Origin of the sequence: Microbacterium sp. PA5 (genome assembly GCF_049860775.1) — a bacterium.
Taxonomy (GTDB): Bacteria; Actinomycetota; Actinomycetes; order Actinomycetales; family Microbacteriaceae; genus Microbacterium.
Map to the genome: position 1 here is coordinate 1,309,224 of NZ_CP187567.1, position 18,030 is coordinate 1,327,253.

Below are 18,030 nucleotides of genomic sequence, written 5' to 3' on the forward strand. Positions count from 1 at the left end.
TGCGGGACGCGCCGTCCCGGTCAGGCCGTGACGTGCACGTTCTTGCCGACGACGGTGATCCCACTGTCGGTGACCGTGTAGCCGCGGGCGAGATCGCGTTCGCGATCGACGCCGACGGTCGCGCCGGCGTCGAGGATCACGTTCTTGTCGAGGATCGCGCGGTGCACCCGGGCCCCCGGGCCGACGTTCACGTGGTCGAACAGCACGGAGTCGGTGATCGTCGAACCGCCGCCCGACAGGGTCCACGGGCCTACGACGCTGCGCTCCAGGTGCGTGCCCGAGAGCACCGAGCCGAGCGACACGATCGAGTCGATCGCGTTGCCGATGCGGCCCACCCCGTCGCGCACGAACTTCGCCGGCGGCGAGTTCAGCGACTGCGAGTGGATCGGCCAGTCCGTGTTGTACAGGTTGAAGATCGGCAGCGTCGAGATGAGGTCCATGTGGGCGTCGAAGAACGAGTCGATCGTTCCCACGTCGCGCCAGTAGTCGCGGTCGCGGCCGGTTGATCCGGGCACGTCGTTGCGCTTGAAGTCGTAGACGGCGGCCTCGCCGCGGCCCACGAAGTAGGGGATGATGTCGCCGCCCATGTCGTGGTTCGACGTCGGCAGCTCGCCGTCGGCCTCGACGGCCTCGATGAGCGCCTGCGCGTCGAAGATGTAGTTGCCCATCGACGCCAGCACCTCGCCGGGGTTGTCCGAGAGGCCCGTGGGGCTCTGCGGCTTCTCGAGGAAGTCCCGGATCGTGACGTTGTCCGTGGGGTCGACGTCGATGACGCCGAACTGGTTGGCGAGCCCGATCGGCTGCCGGATGCCGGCGACGGTCGCCTTGGCCCCCGACTCGATGTGGGCCTGGAGCATCTGCTCGAAGTCCATCCGGTACACGTGGTCGGCGCCGATGACCATGACGATGTCCGGCTTCTCATCGTGGATGAGGTTGAGCGACTGCAGGATGGCGTCGGCCGAGCCCGAGAACCAGCGCTTGCCGAGCCGCTGCTGCGCGGGCACCGAGGTGACGTAGGAGCTCAGCAGAGCGGACATGCGCCACGTCTGCGAGACGTGCCGGTCCAGGCTGTGCGACTTGTACTGCGTGAGCACGACGATCTGACGCAACCCCGAGTTGATGAGATTCGAGATCGCGAAATCGATGAGCCGGTACTGGCCCGCGAAGGGCACAGCAGGCTTGGCTCTGTCGACGGTGAGGGGCATGAGCCGCTTTCCCTCGCCACCGGCGAGGATGATTCCAAAGACCTTCGGCGCTGCAGGCATGGCTCCACACTATGCCCGGTCTTCGCGTCTGTACTAGCGTTCGACACATGCGCGTCGATATCGTCACGAAGGAGTATCCGCCGGAGATCTACGGCGGAGCCGGGGTCCACGTGACCGAGCTGGTCAAGGCGCTGCGCGAGCGCATGGACGTCCAGGTGCGCGCGTTCGGCGCGCCGCGCGAGGAGGCCGGGACGACCGCCTACGGGGTCCCCGCCGAGCTCTCGACGGCCAACGCCGCGGTCCAGACGCTGGGCACCGACCTGGAGATAGTGGGCGACGTCGCCGGGGCGGACGTGGTCCACAGCCACACCTGGTACGCGAACTTCGCCGGGCACCTTGCCTCCCTGCTCCACGGCATCCCGCACGTCGTCACGGCCCACTCGCTGGAGCCCCTGCGCCCCTGGAAGGCCGAGCAGCTCGGCGGGGGATACGCTGTCTCCTCCTACATCGAGAAGACGGCATACGAGGGGGCCGCGGCCATCGTCGCCGTCAGCGAGGGGATGCGGCAGGACATCCTCCGCAGCTACCCGTCGCTCGATCCCGAGCGCGTGAAGGTGATCTACAACGGCATCGATGTCGAGGCCTGGCGGCCCGTGGAGGATCCCGACCTCCTCGCGCGCTATGGCATCGATCCGGCGCGGCCGTCCGTGGTGTTCGTCGGCCGGATCACCCGTCAGAAGGGACTGCCCTACTTCCTGCGCGCCGCGGCGATGCTCCCCGAGGACGTGCAGATCGTGCTGTGCGCGGGTGCGCCCGACACGCCGCAGATCCTCGCCGAGGTCGAGGGGCTCGTCCGCGACCTCCAGAAGGACCGGGCGGGCGTGGTGTGGATCGACGAGTTCCTGCAGCGCGACCAGCTCTGCGCGATCCTGACCTCGGCGACGACGTTCGTCTGCCCCTCGGTGTACGAGCCGCTCGGCATCGTCAACCTCGAGGCGATGGCATGCGGCGCCGCCGTGGTCGGCACCGGCACCGGAGGGATCCCCGAGGTGGTCGTGGACGGCGTCACGGGGCGGATCGTGCCGATCGATCAGGTCCAGGACGGCACGGGGACGCCGACCGACCCCGACACGTTCGTCGCGGACCTGGCGGCGGTGCTCACGGAGGTCGTGTCCGACCCCGAGCGGGCGCGCGCCTACGGCGAGGCCGGACGCCGCCGCGCGGCGGAGGAGTTCAGCTGGCAGGCCATCGCGGATGCCACGACCGCGCTGTACCGCGAGGTGACCGGGAACTGAGTCCCGCCTGCCGTTAGGCTGGGGGCATGCCGCTGGTCCTGGAGTTCGCTGACGTCGTCGTCCGCCGCAACGCCCGCAACATCATCGATCATCTCGACTGGAGTGTCAGCGACGACCAGCGCTGGGTGATCCTCGGCCCGAACGGAGCCGGCAAGACGACGATCCTCCAGCTGGCGTCCACCCTGATCCACCCGACATCGGGCGCGGTGACCATCCTCGACGAGCAGCTGGGGCGCACCGACGTCTTCGAGCTGCGCCCCCGCATCGGCTTCGCGTCCTCCGCGATGGCCAAGCGCGTGCCCCCGGAGGAGACCGTCCTCGACGTCGTCCTCACCGCCGCGTTCTCGGTCCTCGGCCGCTGGAACGAGTCGTACGAGGCGATCGACGAGCGGCGTGCCCGGCGCGTGCTCGCCAACTGGCGCCTCGATCATCTCGCCGAGCGCACGTTCGGCACGTTGTCGGACGGCGAGCAGAAGCGCGTGCAGATCGCCCGGGCCGTGATGACCGATCCCGAGATCCTGCTGCTGGACGAGCCCACCGCGAGTCTCGACCTGGGTGCGCGAGAGGAGCTGCTCGCTCTGCTGAGCGGCTACGCGCAGGCTCCCTCGACGCCGGCGATGGTCATGGTGACCCATCACGTCGAGGAGATCCCGGTCGGCTTCACCCACGTGCTCCTGCTGCGCGACGGTCAGGCGGTGGCGGCGGGGCCCGTCGCCGAGGTCCTGACCTCCGAGAACCTGACCGCGACCTTCGGCGCCGAGATCGTGCTCACCGAGGTCGACGGCCGGTACGCCGCGCGCGCCGCGGTCGGCGCCTACTGACACGCACCCCCCCGCCGCGCGGCAACGGCACGGCCGGGAGGATGATAGAATCGTCGTTTGGTGCGCTCGCACCGCAGACTTCCACCCGCCCCTGGCAGAATCCAGGGCACTTGTGAGGAACCCAATGAAGACTGACATCCACCCCGACTACCAGGCCGTCGTGTTCCGCGACCTGGGCTCCGGCGACACCTTCCTGACCCGTTCGACGGTCACCAGCGACAAGACGATCGAGCTCGACGGTGTCACGTACCCCGTCATCGACGTCGAGATCTCGTCGGCGTCGCACCCGTTCTACACGGGCAAGCAGCGCATCATGGACTCGGCCGGCCGCGTCGAGAAGTTCAACCAGCGCTTCAAGAACTTCGGTGGCTCCAGCAAGTAAGCAGACCACCTCGAAGGCCCCGCTCCGGCGGGGCCTTCGTCTTTCCCGGCGTCTTTCCGGCGGTTCGGGTCGTGTGGGTTCGAGCAGGATCTCCTCCCCAACCGGCGGTGCGGCGAGTTGTCCACAGGAATTCGCGCTGACCGGGACATTTTTGGCGCGGATGTCGGAGGTCGAGGGAAGACTGGGGGTATGACGCACGCAGCGACGATCGCTCCCGACGGCCACGCCGACCAGGTGGAGTCGCTGCTGTGCGCGCTCGCCGACACGCGCCGCCGTCGTGCGGAACTCCATGCAGAGGAGGCGGCGTTGCTGGCAGCCGCGGTGGATCTGGCGCAGGCGCAGGTGGGCGGGGCTGGGCCGTCGACCGCGCGGGACATCCCGTTGCGGTCGTTGGCGGCGCAGATCGGTGTCGCGTTACAGGTGACAGATCGCACGGTGCAACGGCGGATGTCGGACGCCGCGCTGCTCGTCAGCGGGTTTCCCGGCACGTTCGCGGCGCTGGGGGCGGGGGACATCTCCGCCGGACACATGCGGGAGATCATGGAGGCAGGTGCGCCGATCGTAGACGACGAGGTGCGGGCCGAGTTCGAGGCGGCGGCGGTCGAGGTGGCCCGGCGGGAGACACCGGGGCGGTTGCGGCCGGCGGTGCGCATGCTGGCGGCGCGACTGCATCCGGTGCCGTTGGCGGTCCGGCACGCGGAGGCGGCCTCGGCGCGTGACGTGTGGGTGCGGGACCTTGAGGACGGGATGGCGGAGCTGATCGCCACCCTGCCGGCGCACCTGGCCCACGGGATCCGCGACCGGCTCGACCGGATCGCTCGCGCCGACATCGACGCGCGCACCGTGATCGACACGGATGTCGGGGGTGACACGCTAGTACCCGAGCCCGCGGTCACGGACTGCCGTCGCATCGGTGAGGTGCGGGCGGACGCGTTCGCGGACCTGCTGCTGACCGGGCATGCGACCCCGGAGATCTCGAACGCGTCCTGGCCTGCGGGGGAGGCGATCGTCGCGCACGTGCAGGTCACGGTGCCGGTGATGGCGGTGCTCGGCGACGACAGTACCCCGGCCGAGATCGTGGGGCGCGCCCCGATCGACACCGCGACCGCGCTGCGGCTGGCGGGCACCGCGTCGGGGTGGGATCGGGTGCTCACCCATCCGGTCACCGGGAGCGTGCTGGCGGTCGACCGGTACCGGCCGTCGGATCAGCTGAAGCGGACGTTGCGGGTGCGTGACGAGCACTGTCGGTTCCCGGGCTGCCGGATGTCGACGAGCCGGTGCGACATCGACCACACCACCGCGCGGGAACACGACGGACCCACCGAGCCGACGAACCTCGCGCACCTCTGCCGACGGCACCACACCCTGAAGCATCACTCCGCGTGGCGGGTGAGACAGACACCCGACGGAGTGCTCCACTGGACCAGCCCGACCGGCCGCGAGTACCCCGACCAACCGGCACGCACCCTGGTCTTCGCCGTGGACTCCGATCCCGCACCACCACCGCCGTTCTGATCGCGGGGGCCCGCGGCCTCGTGTCAGGCTGTCGGCATGGACGACGTCGACAAGGACGAGCTCGCCGCGCTGCGTGAGCGTGCCTACGGCTCCGGAGCCGAGGGACTGAGCGATGCCGAGGCGGGGCGGCTGCGCGCGCTGGAGGAGCGCAGCCGGTCCTCGGCCCTCGGGGGACCACGTCGGGTGGAGTCCGTCGCCTCGCCCGGCGGAGCCGCCGCGACATCGGTGGCGCCACCGGTTCCCGTCGACGAGGCGCACACGAGCCACGCGGGACCCGACTCCGTTCAGGCGGCACCGCTCATGGCGCCGGAGTCTGGCGCTGCAGTGTCCGGGACGGCGAAGCTCCTCTTCGTAGTGGCCGCCGCGCTCATCCCGGTGGCCGCGGTCGGAGGCTTCCTGGCGGCGTCCGCGTTCGGCGAGGCACCTGCCGCGGTGACGCCGACGGCGCTCGCGATGGCGGACGATGTCGACGTCGAGCTCCGCGAACAGCAGCGCGCGCAGGTCACGGAGTTCCAGGAGTGGGACGACGACGTCACCTTCTGGGGCGCGGTCGAGGACCTCTCCCTGTGGTGGGGGACCGCTGACGGCACCACCTGTGTCGTGGTCGTCCTCGACGCAGGTGGTGCCGTGCCGATCTGCGCGGACAGCGACGCCGCACGCGCGCAGGGCATCCGGGAAGAGGTGGAGTTCTTCCATGTCGAGAGCGACGTCCCCGGCGCCGAAGGTCTGATCGACGTCACGGATGTGCCGTCGACGCGCGTCGTCTTCGCCGGCAATCCCTACACCGGGCAGTTCATCCTGCTGCGCGACCGCTGATGCTCAGCGGATCGGCCAGCTGCCGTCGAGCGCGTCGGCGGGATCGAGACGGCCGACGCGGATGAAGTACTCGGTGAGGCTCTCCGCCTGCGACCGCGCCCAGCCGATCTGCTGGGTGTGGAGCTCCTCAACGGCCTCCGGAAGGCGGAATCGTCCCGCCAGCGCCTGCGCGACGCGACCCGCGGCGATCGCATCGGCGGAGGCGTCATGCGCCCCCTCGAGGACCACCTGGTAGTGCGCAGCGACCACCTCCAGGGTGCGCTTGCCCTTGCGGTAGCGATCCATCGCCTTGTCGAGCACGAGCGGATCGATCACCGGCGACGGGTCGGCGATCGGAGCGACGCCGTGCCGGAGCGCATCGTGCTTGAGGAGGGAGAAGTCGTACGGCGCGTTGTAGGCGACGACGGGGATCCCGGCATCGAACAGGGCGCGGAGCTCGGCGACGACCTCGGCGACCACCTCGCGGGCAGGGCGGCCGTGCGCGCGGGCGTGGGCTGTGGTGATCCCGTGGACGGCCGTCGCTCCCGCGGGGATCTCGACGCCGGGGTCCGCCAGCCACGTCCGGGCGCGGACGAGCGTGCCGGTGTGGTCGAGGACGCCGACGTGCGCGGTGACGACGCGGTCTGCCCGCACATCGACGCCGGTCGTCTCCAGGTCGAACACGCCCACCGATCGCGCCCATGCCGGAAGAGCCGGCGCCGCGGCGGGCGTCGCCGCTCGCGTGCTCAGCCCGAAGTCGTCGTCATCCCACAAGGGGAGCGGCTCGGGGTACCACGCGTCCATGCCAACGACGCTAGGGGGACGCGCCGACATCGCGTGGCAGCGCCACGCTCGGCTCGTAGACTCGACGGGTGGCCGTTCAGAACCCCTATGCCGATCGCCTCGGGCGGATCCCCGTCGAGCGCCACGAGGTGGAGGTCCTCGGCGGGCGCACGGCCTACTGGGTCTACGGGCCCGCGGACGCCGCGACCACCATCCTCGCCGTGCACGGCTTCCGCGGCGACCACCACGGCCTCGAGCCGGTCGTCGCCTTCCTCGACGGCATCCGGGTCATCTCCCCGGACCTTCCCGGGTTCGGCGAGACCGCGCCCCTGCCGGGACGCACGCACACCCTCCAGACCTACGCCGATTGGCTCCGGGAATTCGCGGCGGCCGCGGCTCCGGAGGCGATCGTGCTCGGCCACTCCTTCGGGTCGATCGTCTCGGCGGCTGCCGTCGCCGGCGGACTCCCCACCGAGCGGCTGATCCTCGTCAACCCGATCGGTGCGCCGGCGCTCGAGGGGCCGCGCGGCATCCTCACCCGCCTGGCGGTCCTCTACTACTGGGCCGGAGCCAAGCTTCCGCGCGTCCTCGGGGAGGCCGTGCTGCGCAGCCGCCTGATCGTGCGCATCATGAGCGTCTCCATGGCCAAGACCCGGGATCGCCGGCTGCGCGCCTTCATCCACGGGCAGCACGACGACTACTTCTCCGGGTTCGCCGATCGCGACGTGCTCCGCGACGCGTTCGTGGCCTCGGTCTCCCACGACGTGCGCCGCTACGCTCCGGCGATCGACCAGCCCACGCTGCTGATCGCCGCCGACCGCGACGACATCACACCGATCGCCGCGCAGCGTCACCTGCGCGAGCTGTTCCCGCAGGCTGAGCTGGTCGAGATCGCCGGAGTCGGACACCTGATCCACTACGAGACGCCGCAGCAGGCGGCATCGGCGGTCACGCGCTTTCTCGCGCCCTCCGACGCCGGTACGCGTTGACATTCATGCGGTTGCCGCAGTTGCCGGTGTCGCAGTAGCGCTTCGAGCCGTTCTTCGAATAATCCACGTACACGGAACGGCAGTCGTCCGCGTCGCAGATGCGCACGCGATCCCACTGGTCGGCACGGATCACCTCGACGAACGCCATCGCCGCCTCCACGAGGATGCGCGTCGCCAGAGGCGCCGTCTCCTCCGTCGCGTGGATGTGCCAGTCGTACGCGTCGTGGATGACGAGCTGCGGCATCGCGCGCCCGTCGCGGAGCATCGCGTTGACGAGGGGGACGGCGCCGTCGCGGTCGACGTCCCAGAGCGCGCGCAGCGGACCGCGGATGCCGCGCACCGCGGTGAGCTCCTTCTCGTCGCGCATCATCGCGCCGGTGAACGGGAACTCCGTGAGGTAGGCCGCCATGTCGTCCTGCGAGGTGAGGCGGTCGACACCCTCCGAATCCGTGTCGGGGAGGGTGTTCACGAGCGCGACGGCGGCACGCAGCGACAGTTCCGTGTCACGAATGAAGACCATGTTGACTCCTGACGAAGATGAGCGCTACTGTCACCAGTGTAAACAACGGTCACTCATGACAGGCAGGATTCCCGTGACCCAGACCGCTCCGCTCGCCGTCGTGGCGATCCCCACCCGGACCGCCGAGCCCGGAGCCGCGCGCCGCCGCACCGTGGGCGTCACCATGGCCGTCGTGTCCGCGCTCGCGTTCTCGTCCAGCGGACCGCTCGTCAAGCCGTTGCTGGAGGCGGGCTGGTCGCTGTCGGCGGCTCTCATCGTGCGCATGGGTCTCGCCGCCCTCGTCCTGTCGCCTGCGCTGGTGCGCGCGGTGCTGCGCGAACGCGGCTTCCTGCGCCGCCACGGCCTCGCGCTCCTGGCCTTCGGCCTCATCCCGGTCGCGGGGTGTCAGCTGCTCTTCTTCTCCGCGATGCAGCGGATGCCCGTCGCCGTCGCCCTGCTCATCCAGTACCTCGCCCCGGTGTTCCTGGTGGCCTTCGTCTGGCTGCGCACCCGCCGCGCGCCCTCGCGTCTCGTGGTGGCCGGCTCGGCCGTCGCGATCGCGGGGCTCGTGCTCGTCGTGGACATCTCGGGGGCGCGGTTCGATCTTCTCGGCACACTGCTGGCGCTGGGCGCCGCGCTGTGCGTCTGCGTGTACTTCGTCATGTCGGAGCGCACCGGCGACGACCTTCCGCCCCTCGCCCTCGCCTCGGGCGGCCTGCTCGTCGGCGCGGTGTTCACCGCCGTGCTCGCGGCGATCGGCGTCCTGCCCTTCTCGGCCCCCGACATCACGGTCGCATTCCGCGGTGTCGAGGTCCCGGGCTGGCTCCCGCTGCTGTGGGTCGGAGCCGTAGGGACCACGGTCGGCTACGCGCTCGGCGTCATGGCGGTGCCGCGCACCGGATCCCGGCTGGCGTCCTTCGTGGGTCTGTCCGAGGTCCTCTTCGCGCTCATGTTCGCCTGGCTGCTGCTGGCCGAGACGCCGGCGCCGATCCAGTTCCTCGGCGGGGGGCTGATCCTGGCCGGGGTGGTGCTCGTCCGTCTCGACGCCGACGCCCCGCCGGAGGTCACTGCTCCCGTCGAGCCGCTTCCAGGAGGGGTCGCACCCGGTACCCGATGACCTCGCCCATCACGAGCGAGGTCTCCGTGCGCTCGACGCCGTCGATCGACAGGATGCGGGCGTCGATGCCGAACAGGTGCTGCGTATCGCGCGCGGCGACGCGCGCCAGCAGGTCGACCTGGCCGCTCAGCCCGTGCGCCTGCAGGACTTCGGGGATCCGTGCCAGCTCCTCCGTGATGCGCGGGAGGTCCGCCTGCCGCACGACGATGCTGATCATCGCCTCGATCGGATAGCCGAGCGCCTCGGGCGCCATCGCGCGCTCGAAGGAGCCGAACACGCCGGAGCGCTCGAGCTTCGCCATGCGCGCCTGCACGGTGTTGCGGGACAGGCCGAGCCGCTCGGCGAGGGCGACGACCGTCGCGCGGTGATCGTCGGCGAGCGCATCGAGCAGCTCGAGATCGACGTGATCGAGAGAACCCATAGTGCGAAACGATAGCAGGACGATCGCGGTCATACTGCGCAACATGCTCAACGCGTTCGCCATTGCTTGAGCTAGGTGCGCCAGCGACGTAGCCTCGGGTCACCGGCGACGAGGCCGGAGACTGTGCTTCGACGGTGCTCTCCACAAGAGCGCGCCGCCACCCGCAGAAGGGACGACGATGACGTACACCCCGACAACCGATGCCGAGCACCGCTCGGATCTCGACGAACCCGTGCAGCTGCTCACGCCGGCGGGCGAGCGGCGCCGCGATCCGCGCCTGGACGAGTGGGCCGACGACCTCGACCTCGACGCGCTGCGAGGGCTCTACCGCGACATGACGCTCGCCCGTCGCGTCGACGCCGAGGGCGTCGCGCTGCAGCGACAGGGCCAGCTCGGCCTGTGGGCGCCCGCGCAGGGCCAGGAGGCGATCCAGGTCGCGAGCGCTCGAGCCTGCCGCGCGGACGACTTCCTGTTCCCGAGCTATCGCGAGCACGGCGTGCTGCTCGTCCGCGGCGCGGCTCCGGCCGACCTCGTCCTCTCCTGGCGCGGCGAGGTGGCTTCGACCTACGACCCGGCCGAGCTCCGCGTCGCGCCCCCGCAGATCATCATCGGCGCGCAGACCCTCCACGCGGTGGGGTACGCCATGGGCATCCAGCGCGACGGCGCCGACCAGGTGGCCGTCGCGTACTTCGGCGACGGTGCGACCAGCCAGGGCGACGTCAACGAGGCCATGGTGTTCGCGGCCTCGTTCTCCGCCCCGGTCGTCTTCGTCTGCTCCAACAACCACTGGGCGATCTCCGAGCCGGTGACCGTCCAGGCGGCGCACCCGATCGCCGGACGCGCACCCGGATTCGGGATCCCCAGCATGCGCGTCGACGGCAACGATGCGATCGCCTGCACCGCGGCCATGCGCTGGGCCCTCGACCACGCCCGCAGCGGCGGGGGACCGGTCTTCCTCGAGGCCGTGACGTACCGCATGGGACCGCACACGACCTCCGACGATCCGTCGCGGTACCGGTCGAACGACGAGGTCGACCGCTGGCGGGCGAAGGATCCGCTGGCCCGTCTCGAGGCGCTGCTGCGCGCCGAGGACGCGTTCGACGACGCCTTCCGCGCCGATGTCGACGCCGACGCGCTGTCGTACACGACGCAGATGCGCTCCGCCGCGATCGACGCGGTCTCGGCGCCGCCCCTGTCGGTGCTCGATCACGTCTATGCGGAGCCCCACAGCGGACTCGACGAACAGCGCCGCCGGTTCTCGGCCTATCTCGACGGCTTCGGGGACGACGACGGAGGTGCACGATGACGAGCATCACGACGGGGAAGGCCTCGCTGACCATGGGCAAGGCGCTCGGAGCGGGCCTCCGGCGCGCCATGGCGGACGATGAGCGGGTGCTCGTGATGGGCGAGGACATCGGCAAGCTCGGCGGCGTCTTCCGGATCACCGACGGACTGCTCGACGAGTTCGGGCCGGCGCGCGTGATCGACACTCCGCTGGCGGAGTCCGGGATCGTGGGCACGGCTGTGGGTCTCGCCCTGCGCGGGTTCCGTCCGGTGGTCGAGATCCAGTTCGACGGCTTCGTCTACCCGGCCTTCGACCAGATCGTGTGTCAGGTCGCGAAGCTCCACTACCGCACGCGCGGCCGGGTGCGGATGCCGATCACCATCCGCATCCCGTGGGCCGGCGGAGTCGGCGCCGCGGAGCACCACTCCGAGTCGCCCGAGGCGTACTTCGTCCACACCGCCGGGCTGCGGGTGGTCGCGGTGTCCAATCCGCAGGACGCCTACACGATGCTGCGGCAGGCGATCGCCAGCGACGATCCCGTCGTCTTCTTCGAGCCCAAGCGTCTCTACCACGCCAAGGGCGACGTGGACCTGGACGCGCACATCGCCGACGCGGCTCCCATGGGACTCGCCCGTGTGGTGCGACAGGGGACGGACGTGACGCTGCTGACGTACGGCGCGCAGGTCGCCACCGCGATGGATGCGGCGACGGCGGCCGAGGACGAGGGCGTCTCGATCGAGGTCATCGACCTGCGCTCGCTCTCGCCGGTCGACTACCGCACGGTCACCGCGTCCGTCCGCAAGACGGGTCGCGTGGTCATCACCCATGAGGCGCCCGGCGAGGCGGGGATGGCGGCGGAGCTCATCGCGAGCATCACCGAGCAGTGCTTCCACCACCTCGAGGCGCCGCCCCTGCGTGTCACCGGGCACGACATCCCGTATCCGCCGGCGAAGCTCGAGAAGCACCACCTGCCGGATCTCGATCGGATCCTCGATGCCGTCGACCGCGTGCTCGACCGTCCGAACAGCTTCCCGGAGGTGGCGCCGTGATCGCCGAGTTCCGTCTGCCCGACCTCGGGGAGGGGCTCCCCGAGGCGGAGATCGTCCACTGGCATGTCGCACCCGGAGACACCGTCGAGCTGAATCAGACGATCGCCGAGGTGGAGACGGCCAAGGCCATCGTCGACCTGCCCTCTCCGTACGCCGGCGTCGTCCGCGACGTGAGCCACGCCGCGGGCGACGTCGTCGCGGTCGGCGAGCTGCTCATCTCCTTCGAGGTCCCCGGCGCGGACGACTCCGGCGCGCCCGGGTCCGGCGTCGAGGCGGGCGCCGGCCCGTCGACGGCGGCGGGAGCCGATGACGACGTGCAGACGCCGAACCTCGTGGGATACGGGGCTGCGCCTCGGACATCGGCTCGCCCGCAGCGTCGCACCCGGGGAGGGCGCCCCGCTGCGGGCCCGGACACCGCGGTGCTGGCCGCCGCCCCGCACGACGCGGTGGTGCCGAGCGAGCCGGAGCAGGTGCGACAGGAGCGGCCGCGTTCGACACCGCCCGTGCGCAAGCTCGCGAAGGACCTCGGGATCGATCTTGCCCTCGTGCCCGCTTCGGGATCGCACGGTGTGATCACCCGCGCCGACGTGGAGGCCCACGCTCTCCGCGCGGCAGCCGGCGCGCCCGGCGCGCCAGGCGCGTCCGACGCGGCCACGCCGGCGTCGGCGGCGGATCCCGTCGCCTCGGCCGCACCGCCCTCCGCGGCGGCCCGCGAGACGCGGATCCCCATCCGCGGGGTCCGCAAGGCGACTGCCGCCGCGATGGTGCGGAGCGCCTTCACCGCGCCGCACGTGACGACGTTCCTGACCGTGGACGTGACCGCCACGATGCGGCTGATCGAGGCCCTTCGCGCCGACCGGAGGCTGGAGGGCCACCGCATCGGCGTGCTGGCCGTCGTCGCGAAGGCGGTCTGCCTCGCACTGTCGCGCCACCCGGCGCTGAACTCGCGGTGGGACGAGCAGGCGGGCGAGATCGTCCAGTTCGGCTACGTCAACCTCGGCATCGCGGCGGCCACCGAGCGCGGGCTGGTGGTCCCGAACATCAAGGACGCCGACGCCCTCGATCTCGTCGCGCTCTCGGACGCGCTGGCCGACCTCGCCCGCGTCGCCCGCGACGGCCGGTCGGGCCTCGATCAGCTCAGCGGCGGAACGTTCTCGATCACGAACTTCGGCGTCTTCGGCGTCGACGCGGGAACGCCGATCCTCAACCCCGGCGAGGCGGGGATCCTGGGAATCGGCACGGTCCGTCGCCAGCCGTGGGAGCACGAGGGCGAGATCGCGCTGCGCGATGTCATGACGCTCAGCCTGTCGTTCGACCACCGACTCGCGGACGGCGAGCAGGGATCGCTCTTCCTCCGCGATGTCGCCGACATCCTGCGCGAGCCGGGCCGGGCGATGCTGCTGCGCTGAGCGGCCGAAGGCATGGTCCTTGCCGCTAGTCCGACAGGGCGGCGAGGGCCATGCCCCGCAGGATGCCGTGAAGACCTTCGGTGTCGGTCGTCCCGCGCGCGGTCCGCACGGTGTGCGGCGTCGAGTTGATCAGGCCGAGCGCGGCATGGGCGCGGACGCGGAGCTCGTCGTGGCTGCGCTGCGGATGGCGCGGGGCGAGTGCCGCCGTCCAGACCTCCACGTAGTCGCGCTGGAGCGCGCGGACCGTCTCCCTGTCCAGCGGGGTCAGGCTTGCGAGGTCGCGGTCCTGCACCCGGATCACGTCGGATTCGGCCAGGGCGAAGTCGACGTGGAAGTCCACGAGCGCGGCGAGGCGGTGCTCGGGGCCTGCCGCGTCGTCCGTCACGGCACGCCCGCCGACGAGCAGTCGCTCGCTCACGCCCACGAGGATCTCCGCGAGGAGCGCCTGCTTGTTGGCGAAATGCCGGTAGACGGCGGGTCCGCTCACACCGACGGCAGCGCCGAGCTCCTCCAGGCTGACGCCCGCGAAGCCTCGCTCGGCGAACAGTCGCGCCGCAGCATGCAGCAGAGAACGGTGCCGGTCGGCCTTGGCGCGATCACGTTCGGTCACACCCGTTGCCATCTCAGTTACTCCTCGCTAACCTGATGGTGTCAGTTAGTGAAACCTAACCGGTCGCGCTCCGTGCGGACAACGGCCGTGACGCGATCGTGACGTCGATGGAGATGACATGGCCCTCAGCACCGCCCGGTTGGATCTGACCGAGGAGGAGCGCGAGCTCTCCGCGCTCGTCCGCCAGTTCGCCGACGAGGTCGTCGCGCCCACGTCCTACGAGGCGGACCGCACGAAGACGCTGTCCTGGGACGTGATCGCGCAGATGGGGGAGATGGGCCTGTTCGGCCTTCCGTTCCCCGAGGAGTACGGCGGGCAGGGAGGCGACTACTTCGCCCTGTGCCTGGCCATCGAGGCGCTCGCGCGCGTCGACCAGTCGATCGCGATCACGCTCGAGGCCGCGGTGAGCCTCGGCGCCATGCCCGTCTTCCGCTTCGGCACCGAGGAGCAGAAGCACGAGCTGCTCCCGCAGCTGCTCAGCGGCGAGGGCCTCGCCGCGTTCGGGCTCACCGAGCCGGAGGCGGGCTCGGACGCCGGCGCCACCCGCACGACGGCCAGGCGCGAGGGCGAGGAGTGGGTGATCGACGGCGCGAAGCAGTTCATCACGAACTCGGGAACGCCCCTGACGCGGTTCGTCACCGTCACGGCCGTGACGGGGGAGCGCGACGGTCGCAAGGAGATCTCGACGATCATGGTCCCGTCGGACACGCCGGGCTTCACCGTCGGCCCTGCGTACGACAAGGTGGGCTGGCACGCCTCGGACACCCACCCCCTCTCGTTCTCGGGCGTCCGGGTCCCGGCCGGGAACCTGCTGGGGGAGCAGGGTCGAGGGTTCGCCAACTTCCTCCACATCCTCGACGAGGGCCGCATCGCCATCGCGGCCCTGTCGACCGGGGCCGCCGAGGGGTGTCTGGAGGCAGCGGTCGACTATGCGCGACAGCGCACCGTGTTCGGCGAGCCGCTCGCGTCGCGCCAGAGCGTGCAGTTCACTCTCGCGCGGATGCAGCAGCGCGTTCACGTGTCGCGCCTGGCCTGGCAGCACGCCGCGCGCCTGCGCGACGCCGGGCAGCCGTTCAAGGCCGAGGCCGCGATCGCGAAGCTCACCGCCAGCGACGCCGCGATGGACAACGCTCGGGAGGCGACCCAGATCTTCGGGGGCAACGGCTTCATGAACGAGTACCCGGTCGGCAGGCACTACCGCGACTCCAAGATCCTCGAGATCGGCGAGGGCACGAGCGAGGTCCAGCTGCTGGTGATCGCGCGCGCGCTCGGCGTGGCATGATCCGGGTAGCGTGACAGCGTGAGCCAGCATTCCGGATTCGAGCAGCCAGGGACCGCCGTCCCCGGCCCGGCCCTCCTGTTCTGCCCCGCCGATCGCCCGGAGCGGTTCGAGAAGGCGCTCGCCCGGGCCGACGGGGTCATCCTCGATCTCGAGGACGCCGTCGCGGCGGATGCCAAGGCCGCCGCTCGCGGACATCTCATCGACGCGCAGCTCGACCCGGACCGTGTGGTCGTGCGCGTCAACCCGCCGGGGAGCGAGGACTTCGACGCCGACATGGCCACGCTGTCGCAGACCGACTTCCGGACCGTCATGGTCGCGAAGGCCTCGTCGCCCAAGCGCATCCGCCGCCTCGATCCCCGCTTCGCCGTGATCGCGCTGTGCGAGACGGCCGCGGGCGTCGCGGCGGCCGAGAAGCTCGCCGCACTCGACAACGTCGTCGCGCTGATGTGGGGCGCGGAGGATCTCGTGGCCTCGCTCGGCGGCACCTCCAGTCGCAAGCGCGGCGGAGGCTACCGCGACGTGGCCCGCTTCGCGCGGGCGCGCGTCCTGCTGGCGGCGGGCGCGGCCGGCAAGGCGGCGATCGACGCCGTCCACCTCGACATCGGCGACGAGCGCGGCCTGCGCCGCGAGGCCCGTGACGCCGCCGCGAGCGGATTCACCGCCACCGCCTGCATCCATCCGGCTCAGGTGCCGGTCGTGCGCGAGGCGTACCGTCCCGACGCCGCGACGCTCGCGTGGGCCCGCGGGGTGCTGGCGGCGTCGCAGGGCGAGCGCGGCGTCTTCCGCCACGACGGCGTCATGGTCGACGAGCCCGTGCTGAGGCACGCGCGCGCGGTGCTGCAGCGCGCGGACTGAGTGCGGCGACCGGCCCCGGTCGGCCTGGGTCAGCCCCGGATGCCGGCGTAGTCGAGCAGGCTGAGCCGGTCGCGCTCCACGAGGAAGGTGTGCGCCGATCCGTTCGCGAGGCGCTCGCCCGGGGCGGGGAACTCGCCTGCCGTGGCGTGCCGGATGAGTTCGCGGATGAGCGCGCCGTGGGAGACGACGACGAGCGAGGGCGCGGAGGGGAACGTCGCGCGCCGCGCATCACGGATCGCGGCGCGCAGTCCGGCGAGCGCCCGCACCCGGACATCGGCCCACGCCTCGGCGTTCGGTACCACCGCGTGGTCCCAGTCGCCCCAGCGCTCGCGGAACGAGCCGATGTCGACCCCCTCGGCGTCGCCGTAGTTGCGCTCCCGCAGCTGTGCGTAGGCGCGCGGCTCCGCGGCACCCAGCCCCTCGGCGATGATCGCCGCGGTCTCGCGGGCCCGGGACAGATCGCTCGATGCGACGACGAAGGGCGCGTCCCCGGCCAGTCGCTCGCGCAGCAGGTCGGCCGCGTCGCGGGCCTGCCGCCGGCCGGTGTCGTTCAGGGGGATGTCGGTGGAACCCTGGATGAGGCGGCGGAGGTTCCAGTCGGTCTCGCCGTGGCGGACGAGGGTCAGGGTGGTCACCCTCCGAGCCTAACCGCGTCGCAGGCGCCGTCGGCGGCCGCGGGGCCGGCGGCGCACGGCGGCCTCACCTCAGCGCGGTGAGGGCCGTGCTGAGCACCTGCAGGACCTCGGTGGTGCCGGCATCGATCTTCACGGTCGCCTTCGCGTCGGCGCGCGTGTGGCCGCGGTTGACGATCACGACCGGCAGCTTGCGGCGGCGGGCGCGCTCGACCAGCCGCACGCCCGAGTTGACCACCAGAGACGAACCCGCCACGAGCAGGGCGTCGCTGGTGCGGACGAGCTGCTCGGCCTCGTTGAACTTCTCCACCGGCACGAACTCCCCGAAGAACACCACATCGGGCTTGAGCATGCCGCCGCAGACGCTGCACGCGGGGATCACGAAGCCGTCGCTGGACTCGGGGAGCACGTCTCCGTCCGGGCCCAGCCTCACGCTCTCCGGCACGGTGATCCAGGGGTTGTCGGCCTCCACGCGCACGGCGAGATCACGACGATCGAACACCTGACCGCAATGGGTGCAGAACACGCGGCGCATCGTCCCGTGGAGCTCCACCACCCGGCGGCTCCCCGCGCGCACGTGCAGGCCGTCGACGTTCTGCGTGACGACGCCGGTGGCGACGCCGGCGCGTTCCAGCGCGGCGATGGCCTCGTGGCCGCCGTTGGGCGCCGACGCGGCGAACGTGCGCCAGCCGAGATGGCTTCCCACCCAGTACCGACGGCGTGCGTCCTCGCTCGAGAGGAACTGCTGCACGGTCATGGGGGTGCGGGTCGGCGCGCCCTTGCCGCGGTAGTCGGGGATCCCGGAGTCGGTCGAGACGCCGGCGCCGGTGAGGACGGCGATGCGCCGCCCCGCGAGCGCGTCCACGGCGCGGCCGAGCGCGGCGGCCGTGCCGTGATCGAGGTCGAGCACGCTCACCATCGTCGCCCCCCTCTCGTCGCGTCACCTCGACACTACGCCCGCAGGTTTTCGGGCATGTTACGGCACGCGCCTCGCCGGGCCTCCGTCGAGGCGGACAGGGGGCGAGGCGGACAGGGACGAGGCGGACGGGGGACGAGGCGGACGGGAGCGCGGCGGCGTGCGACAGT

The 18,030-nt window shown here is 71.3% G+C and carries 19 protein-coding genes; 12 read left to right on the forward strand and 7 right to left on the reverse strand.

Annotation, left to right across the window (positions count from 1 at the left end; genetic code table 11):
* Positions 1–20: 20 nt before the first annotated feature.
* Entirely contained in the window at positions 21–1,265 is a 1,245-nt protein-coding gene (locus ACPWUT_RS06075) for a glucose-1-phosphate adenylyltransferase (protein ID WP_284528249.1), read from the reverse strand.
* Positions 1,266–1,312: 47 nt separating this feature from the next.
* Between ACPWUT_RS06075 and glgA the strand changes: the two genes are divergently transcribed.
* The 5 genes from glgA (at position 1,313) to ACPWUT_RS06100 (ending at position 6,034) form a co-directional block, all read left to right on the forward strand.
* On the forward strand, positions 1,313–2,500 hold the full coding sequence (gene glgA / locus ACPWUT_RS06080) for a glycogen synthase (protein WP_284528248.1): 1,188 nt from the start codon (positions 1,313–1,315) through the stop codon (positions 2,498–2,500).
* 26 nt (positions 2,501–2,526) lie between these two features.
* Entirely contained in the window at positions 2,527–3,321 is a 795-nt protein-coding gene (locus ACPWUT_RS06085) for an ABC transporter ATP-binding protein (protein WP_284528247.1), read from the forward strand.
* A 124-nt stretch (positions 3,322–3,445) separates the two neighbouring features.
* Positions 3,446–3,703 (forward strand): type B 50S ribosomal protein L31, encoded by a 258-nt coding sequence (locus ACPWUT_RS06090; protein ID WP_284528246.1) that lies wholly within the window; start codon positions 3,446–3,448, stop codon positions 3,701–3,703.
* Positions 3,704–3,892: 189 nt separating this feature from the next.
* A complete protein-coding gene (locus ACPWUT_RS06095; protein ID WP_425841663.1) occupies positions 3,893–5,218 on the forward strand; it encodes a DUF222 domain-containing protein in 1,326 nt (441 codons plus the stop codon).
* 36 nt (positions 5,219–5,254) lie between these two features.
* Positions 5,255–6,034, forward strand: coding sequence for a hypothetical protein (locus ACPWUT_RS06100; RefSeq protein ID WP_284528244.1), 780 nt, complete (start codon positions 5,255–5,257; stop codon positions 6,032–6,034).
* Positions 6,035–6,037: 3 nt separating this feature from the next.
* Here ACPWUT_RS06100 and ACPWUT_RS06105 read toward each other — a convergent pair whose 3' ends face one another.
* Positions 6,038–6,817: a 3'-5' exonuclease gene (locus ACPWUT_RS06105; RefSeq protein ID WP_284528243.1), complete on the reverse strand. Its 780-nt coding sequence runs from the start codon at positions 6,815–6,817 to the stop codon at positions 6,038–6,040.
* A gap of 68 nt (positions 6,818–6,885) precedes the next feature.
* On the opposite strand from ACPWUT_RS06105, the gene ACPWUT_RS06110 reads away from it, so the two are divergent.
* The gene (locus ACPWUT_RS06110) at positions 6,886–7,785 is read left to right on the forward strand and encodes an alpha/beta fold hydrolase (RefSeq protein ID WP_425841666.1); all 900 of its coding nucleotides are present in this window, start codon (positions 6,886–6,888) and stop codon (positions 7,783–7,785) included.
* Here ACPWUT_RS06110 and ACPWUT_RS06115 read toward each other — a convergent pair.
* Entirely contained in the window at positions 7,745–8,305 is a 561-nt protein-coding gene (locus ACPWUT_RS06115) for a CGNR zinc finger domain-containing protein (RefSeq protein ID WP_284528241.1), read from the reverse strand. The genes ACPWUT_RS06110 and ACPWUT_RS06115 overlap by 41 nt on opposite strands.
* 73 nt (positions 8,306–8,378) lie before the next feature.
* On the opposite strand from ACPWUT_RS06115, the gene ACPWUT_RS06120 reads away from it, so the two are divergent.
* Positions 8,379–9,401, forward strand: a complete 1,023-nt coding sequence (locus tag ACPWUT_RS06120) for an EamA family transporter (protein WP_425841670.1) — start codon at positions 8,379–8,381, stop codon at positions 9,399–9,401.
* Here ACPWUT_RS06120 and ACPWUT_RS06125 read toward each other — a convergent pair.
* Positions 9,349–9,822 (reverse strand): Lrp/AsnC family transcriptional regulator, encoded by a 474-nt coding sequence (locus tag ACPWUT_RS06125; RefSeq protein WP_284528239.1) that lies wholly within the window; start codon positions 9,820–9,822, stop codon positions 9,349–9,351. The two genes, ACPWUT_RS06120 and ACPWUT_RS06125, sit on opposite strands and share 53 nt — an antisense overlap.
* A 178-nt stretch (positions 9,823–10,000) precedes the next feature.
* Between ACPWUT_RS06125 and pdhA the strand changes: the two genes are divergently transcribed.
* The 3 genes from pdhA to ACPWUT_RS06140 are packed head-to-tail and all read left to right on the forward strand — an operon-like array spanning position 10,001 to position 13,565.
* Positions 10,001–11,128 (forward strand): pyruvate dehydrogenase (acetyl-transferring) E1 component subunit alpha, encoded by a 1,128-nt coding sequence (gene pdhA / locus ACPWUT_RS06130; RefSeq protein ID WP_425841673.1) that lies wholly within the window; start codon positions 10,001–10,003, stop codon positions 11,126–11,128.
* Entirely contained in the window at positions 11,125–12,156 is a 1,032-nt protein-coding gene (locus ACPWUT_RS06135; RefSeq protein ID WP_284528237.1) for an alpha-ketoacid dehydrogenase subunit beta, read from the forward strand. Before pdhA ends, ACPWUT_RS06135 begins: the two co-directional genes overlap by 4 nt.
* Positions 12,153–13,565: a dihydrolipoamide acetyltransferase family protein gene (locus tag ACPWUT_RS06140; protein WP_284528236.1), complete on the forward strand. Its 1,413-nt coding sequence runs from the start codon at positions 12,153–12,155 to the stop codon at positions 13,563–13,565. The genes ACPWUT_RS06135 and ACPWUT_RS06140 overlap by 4 nt, the downstream gene beginning before the upstream one ends.
* Before the next feature lie 25 nt (positions 13,566–13,590).
* Here ACPWUT_RS06140 and ACPWUT_RS06145 read toward each other — a convergent pair whose 3' ends face one another.
* Positions 13,591–14,187 carry a TetR/AcrR family transcriptional regulator gene (locus ACPWUT_RS06145; RefSeq protein ID WP_284528235.1) on the reverse strand — a complete coding sequence of 199 codons (597 nt, stop codon included), beginning with the start codon at positions 14,185–14,187 and terminating at the stop codon, positions 13,591–13,593.
* Positions 14,188–14,293: 106 nt separating this feature from the next.
* On the opposite strand from ACPWUT_RS06145, the gene ACPWUT_RS06150 reads away from it, so the two are divergent.
* Together ACPWUT_RS06150 and ACPWUT_RS06155 are read left to right on the forward strand one after the other, a co-directional pair.
* The gene (locus tag ACPWUT_RS06150; protein ID WP_425841678.1) at positions 14,294–15,457 is read left to right on the forward strand and encodes an acyl-CoA dehydrogenase family protein; all 1,164 of its coding nucleotides are present in this window, start codon (positions 14,294–14,296) and stop codon (positions 15,455–15,457) included.
* A gap of 18 nt (positions 15,458–15,475) precedes the next feature.
* The gene (locus ACPWUT_RS06155) at positions 15,476–16,312 is read left to right on the forward strand and encodes an HpcH/HpaI aldolase/citrate lyase family protein (RefSeq protein WP_425841681.1); all 837 of its coding nucleotides are present in this window, start codon (positions 15,476–15,478) and stop codon (positions 16,310–16,312) included.
* 29 nt (positions 16,313–16,341) lie between these two features.
* On the opposite strand, the gene ACPWUT_RS06160 is transcribed toward ACPWUT_RS06155, so the two are convergent.
* Complete coding sequence (locus ACPWUT_RS06160; protein WP_425841684.1) at positions 16,342–16,947, reverse strand: histidine phosphatase family protein; 606 nt, start codon at positions 16,945–16,947, stop codon at positions 16,342–16,344.
* A gap of 64 nt (positions 16,948–17,011) precedes the next feature.
* A complete protein-coding gene (locus ACPWUT_RS06165) occupies positions 17,012–17,863 on the reverse strand; it encodes a Sir2 family NAD-dependent protein deacetylase (protein ID WP_284528231.1) in 852 nt (283 codons plus the stop codon).
* Between the last annotated feature and the right edge of the window lie 167 nt (positions 17,864–18,030).

Coding starts and splice junctions, on each gene's coding strand:
- ACPWUT_RS06095 (WP_425841663.1), top strand. CDS start 3,893: ATGACGCACGCAGCGACGATCGCTCCCGACGGCCACGCCGACCAGGTG.
- ACPWUT_RS06125 (WP_284528239.1), bottom strand. CDS start 9,822: ATGGGTTCTCTCGATCACGTCGATCTCGAGCTGCTCGATGCGCTCGCC.
- ACPWUT_RS06165 (WP_284528231.1), bottom strand. CDS start 17,863: ATGGTGAGCGTGCTCGACCTCGATCACGGCACGGCCGCCGCGCTCGGC.
- pdhA (WP_425841673.1), top strand. CDS start 10,001: ATGACGTACACCCCGACAACCGATGCCGAGCACCGCTCGGATCTCGAC.
- ACPWUT_RS06105 (WP_284528243.1), bottom strand. CDS start 6,817: ATGGACGCGTGGTACCCCGAGCCGCTCCCCTTGTGGGATGACGACGAC.
- glgA (WP_284528248.1), top strand. CDS start 1,313: ATGCGCGTCGATATCGTCACGAAGGAGTATCCGCCGGAGATCTACGGC.
- ACPWUT_RS06075 (WP_284528249.1), bottom strand. CDS start 1,265: ATGCCTGCAGCGCCGAAGGTCTTTGGAATCATCCTCGCCGGTGGCGAG.
- ACPWUT_RS06150 (WP_425841678.1), top strand. CDS start 14,294: ATGGCCCTCAGCACCGCCCGGTTGGATCTGACCGAGGAGGAGCGCGAG.
- ACPWUT_RS06115 (WP_284528241.1), bottom strand. CDS start 8,305: ATGGTCTTCATTCGTGACACGGAACTGTCGCTGCGTGCCGCCGTCGCG.
- ACPWUT_RS06145 (WP_284528235.1), bottom strand. CDS start 14,187: ATGGCAACGGGTGTGACCGAACGTGATCGCGCCAAGGCCGACCGGCAC.
- ACPWUT_RS06135 (WP_284528237.1), top strand. CDS start 11,125: ATGACGAGCATCACGACGGGGAAGGCCTCGCTGACCATGGGCAAGGCG.
- ACPWUT_RS06090 (WP_284528246.1), top strand. CDS start 3,446: ATGAAGACTGACATCCACCCCGACTACCAGGCCGTCGTGTTCCGCGAC.
- ACPWUT_RS06085 (WP_284528247.1), top strand. CDS start 2,527: ATGCCGCTGGTCCTGGAGTTCGCTGACGTCGTCGTCCGCCGCAACGCC.
- ACPWUT_RS06100 (WP_284528244.1), top strand. CDS start 5,255: ATGGACGACGTCGACAAGGACGAGCTCGCCGCGCTGCGTGAGCGTGCC.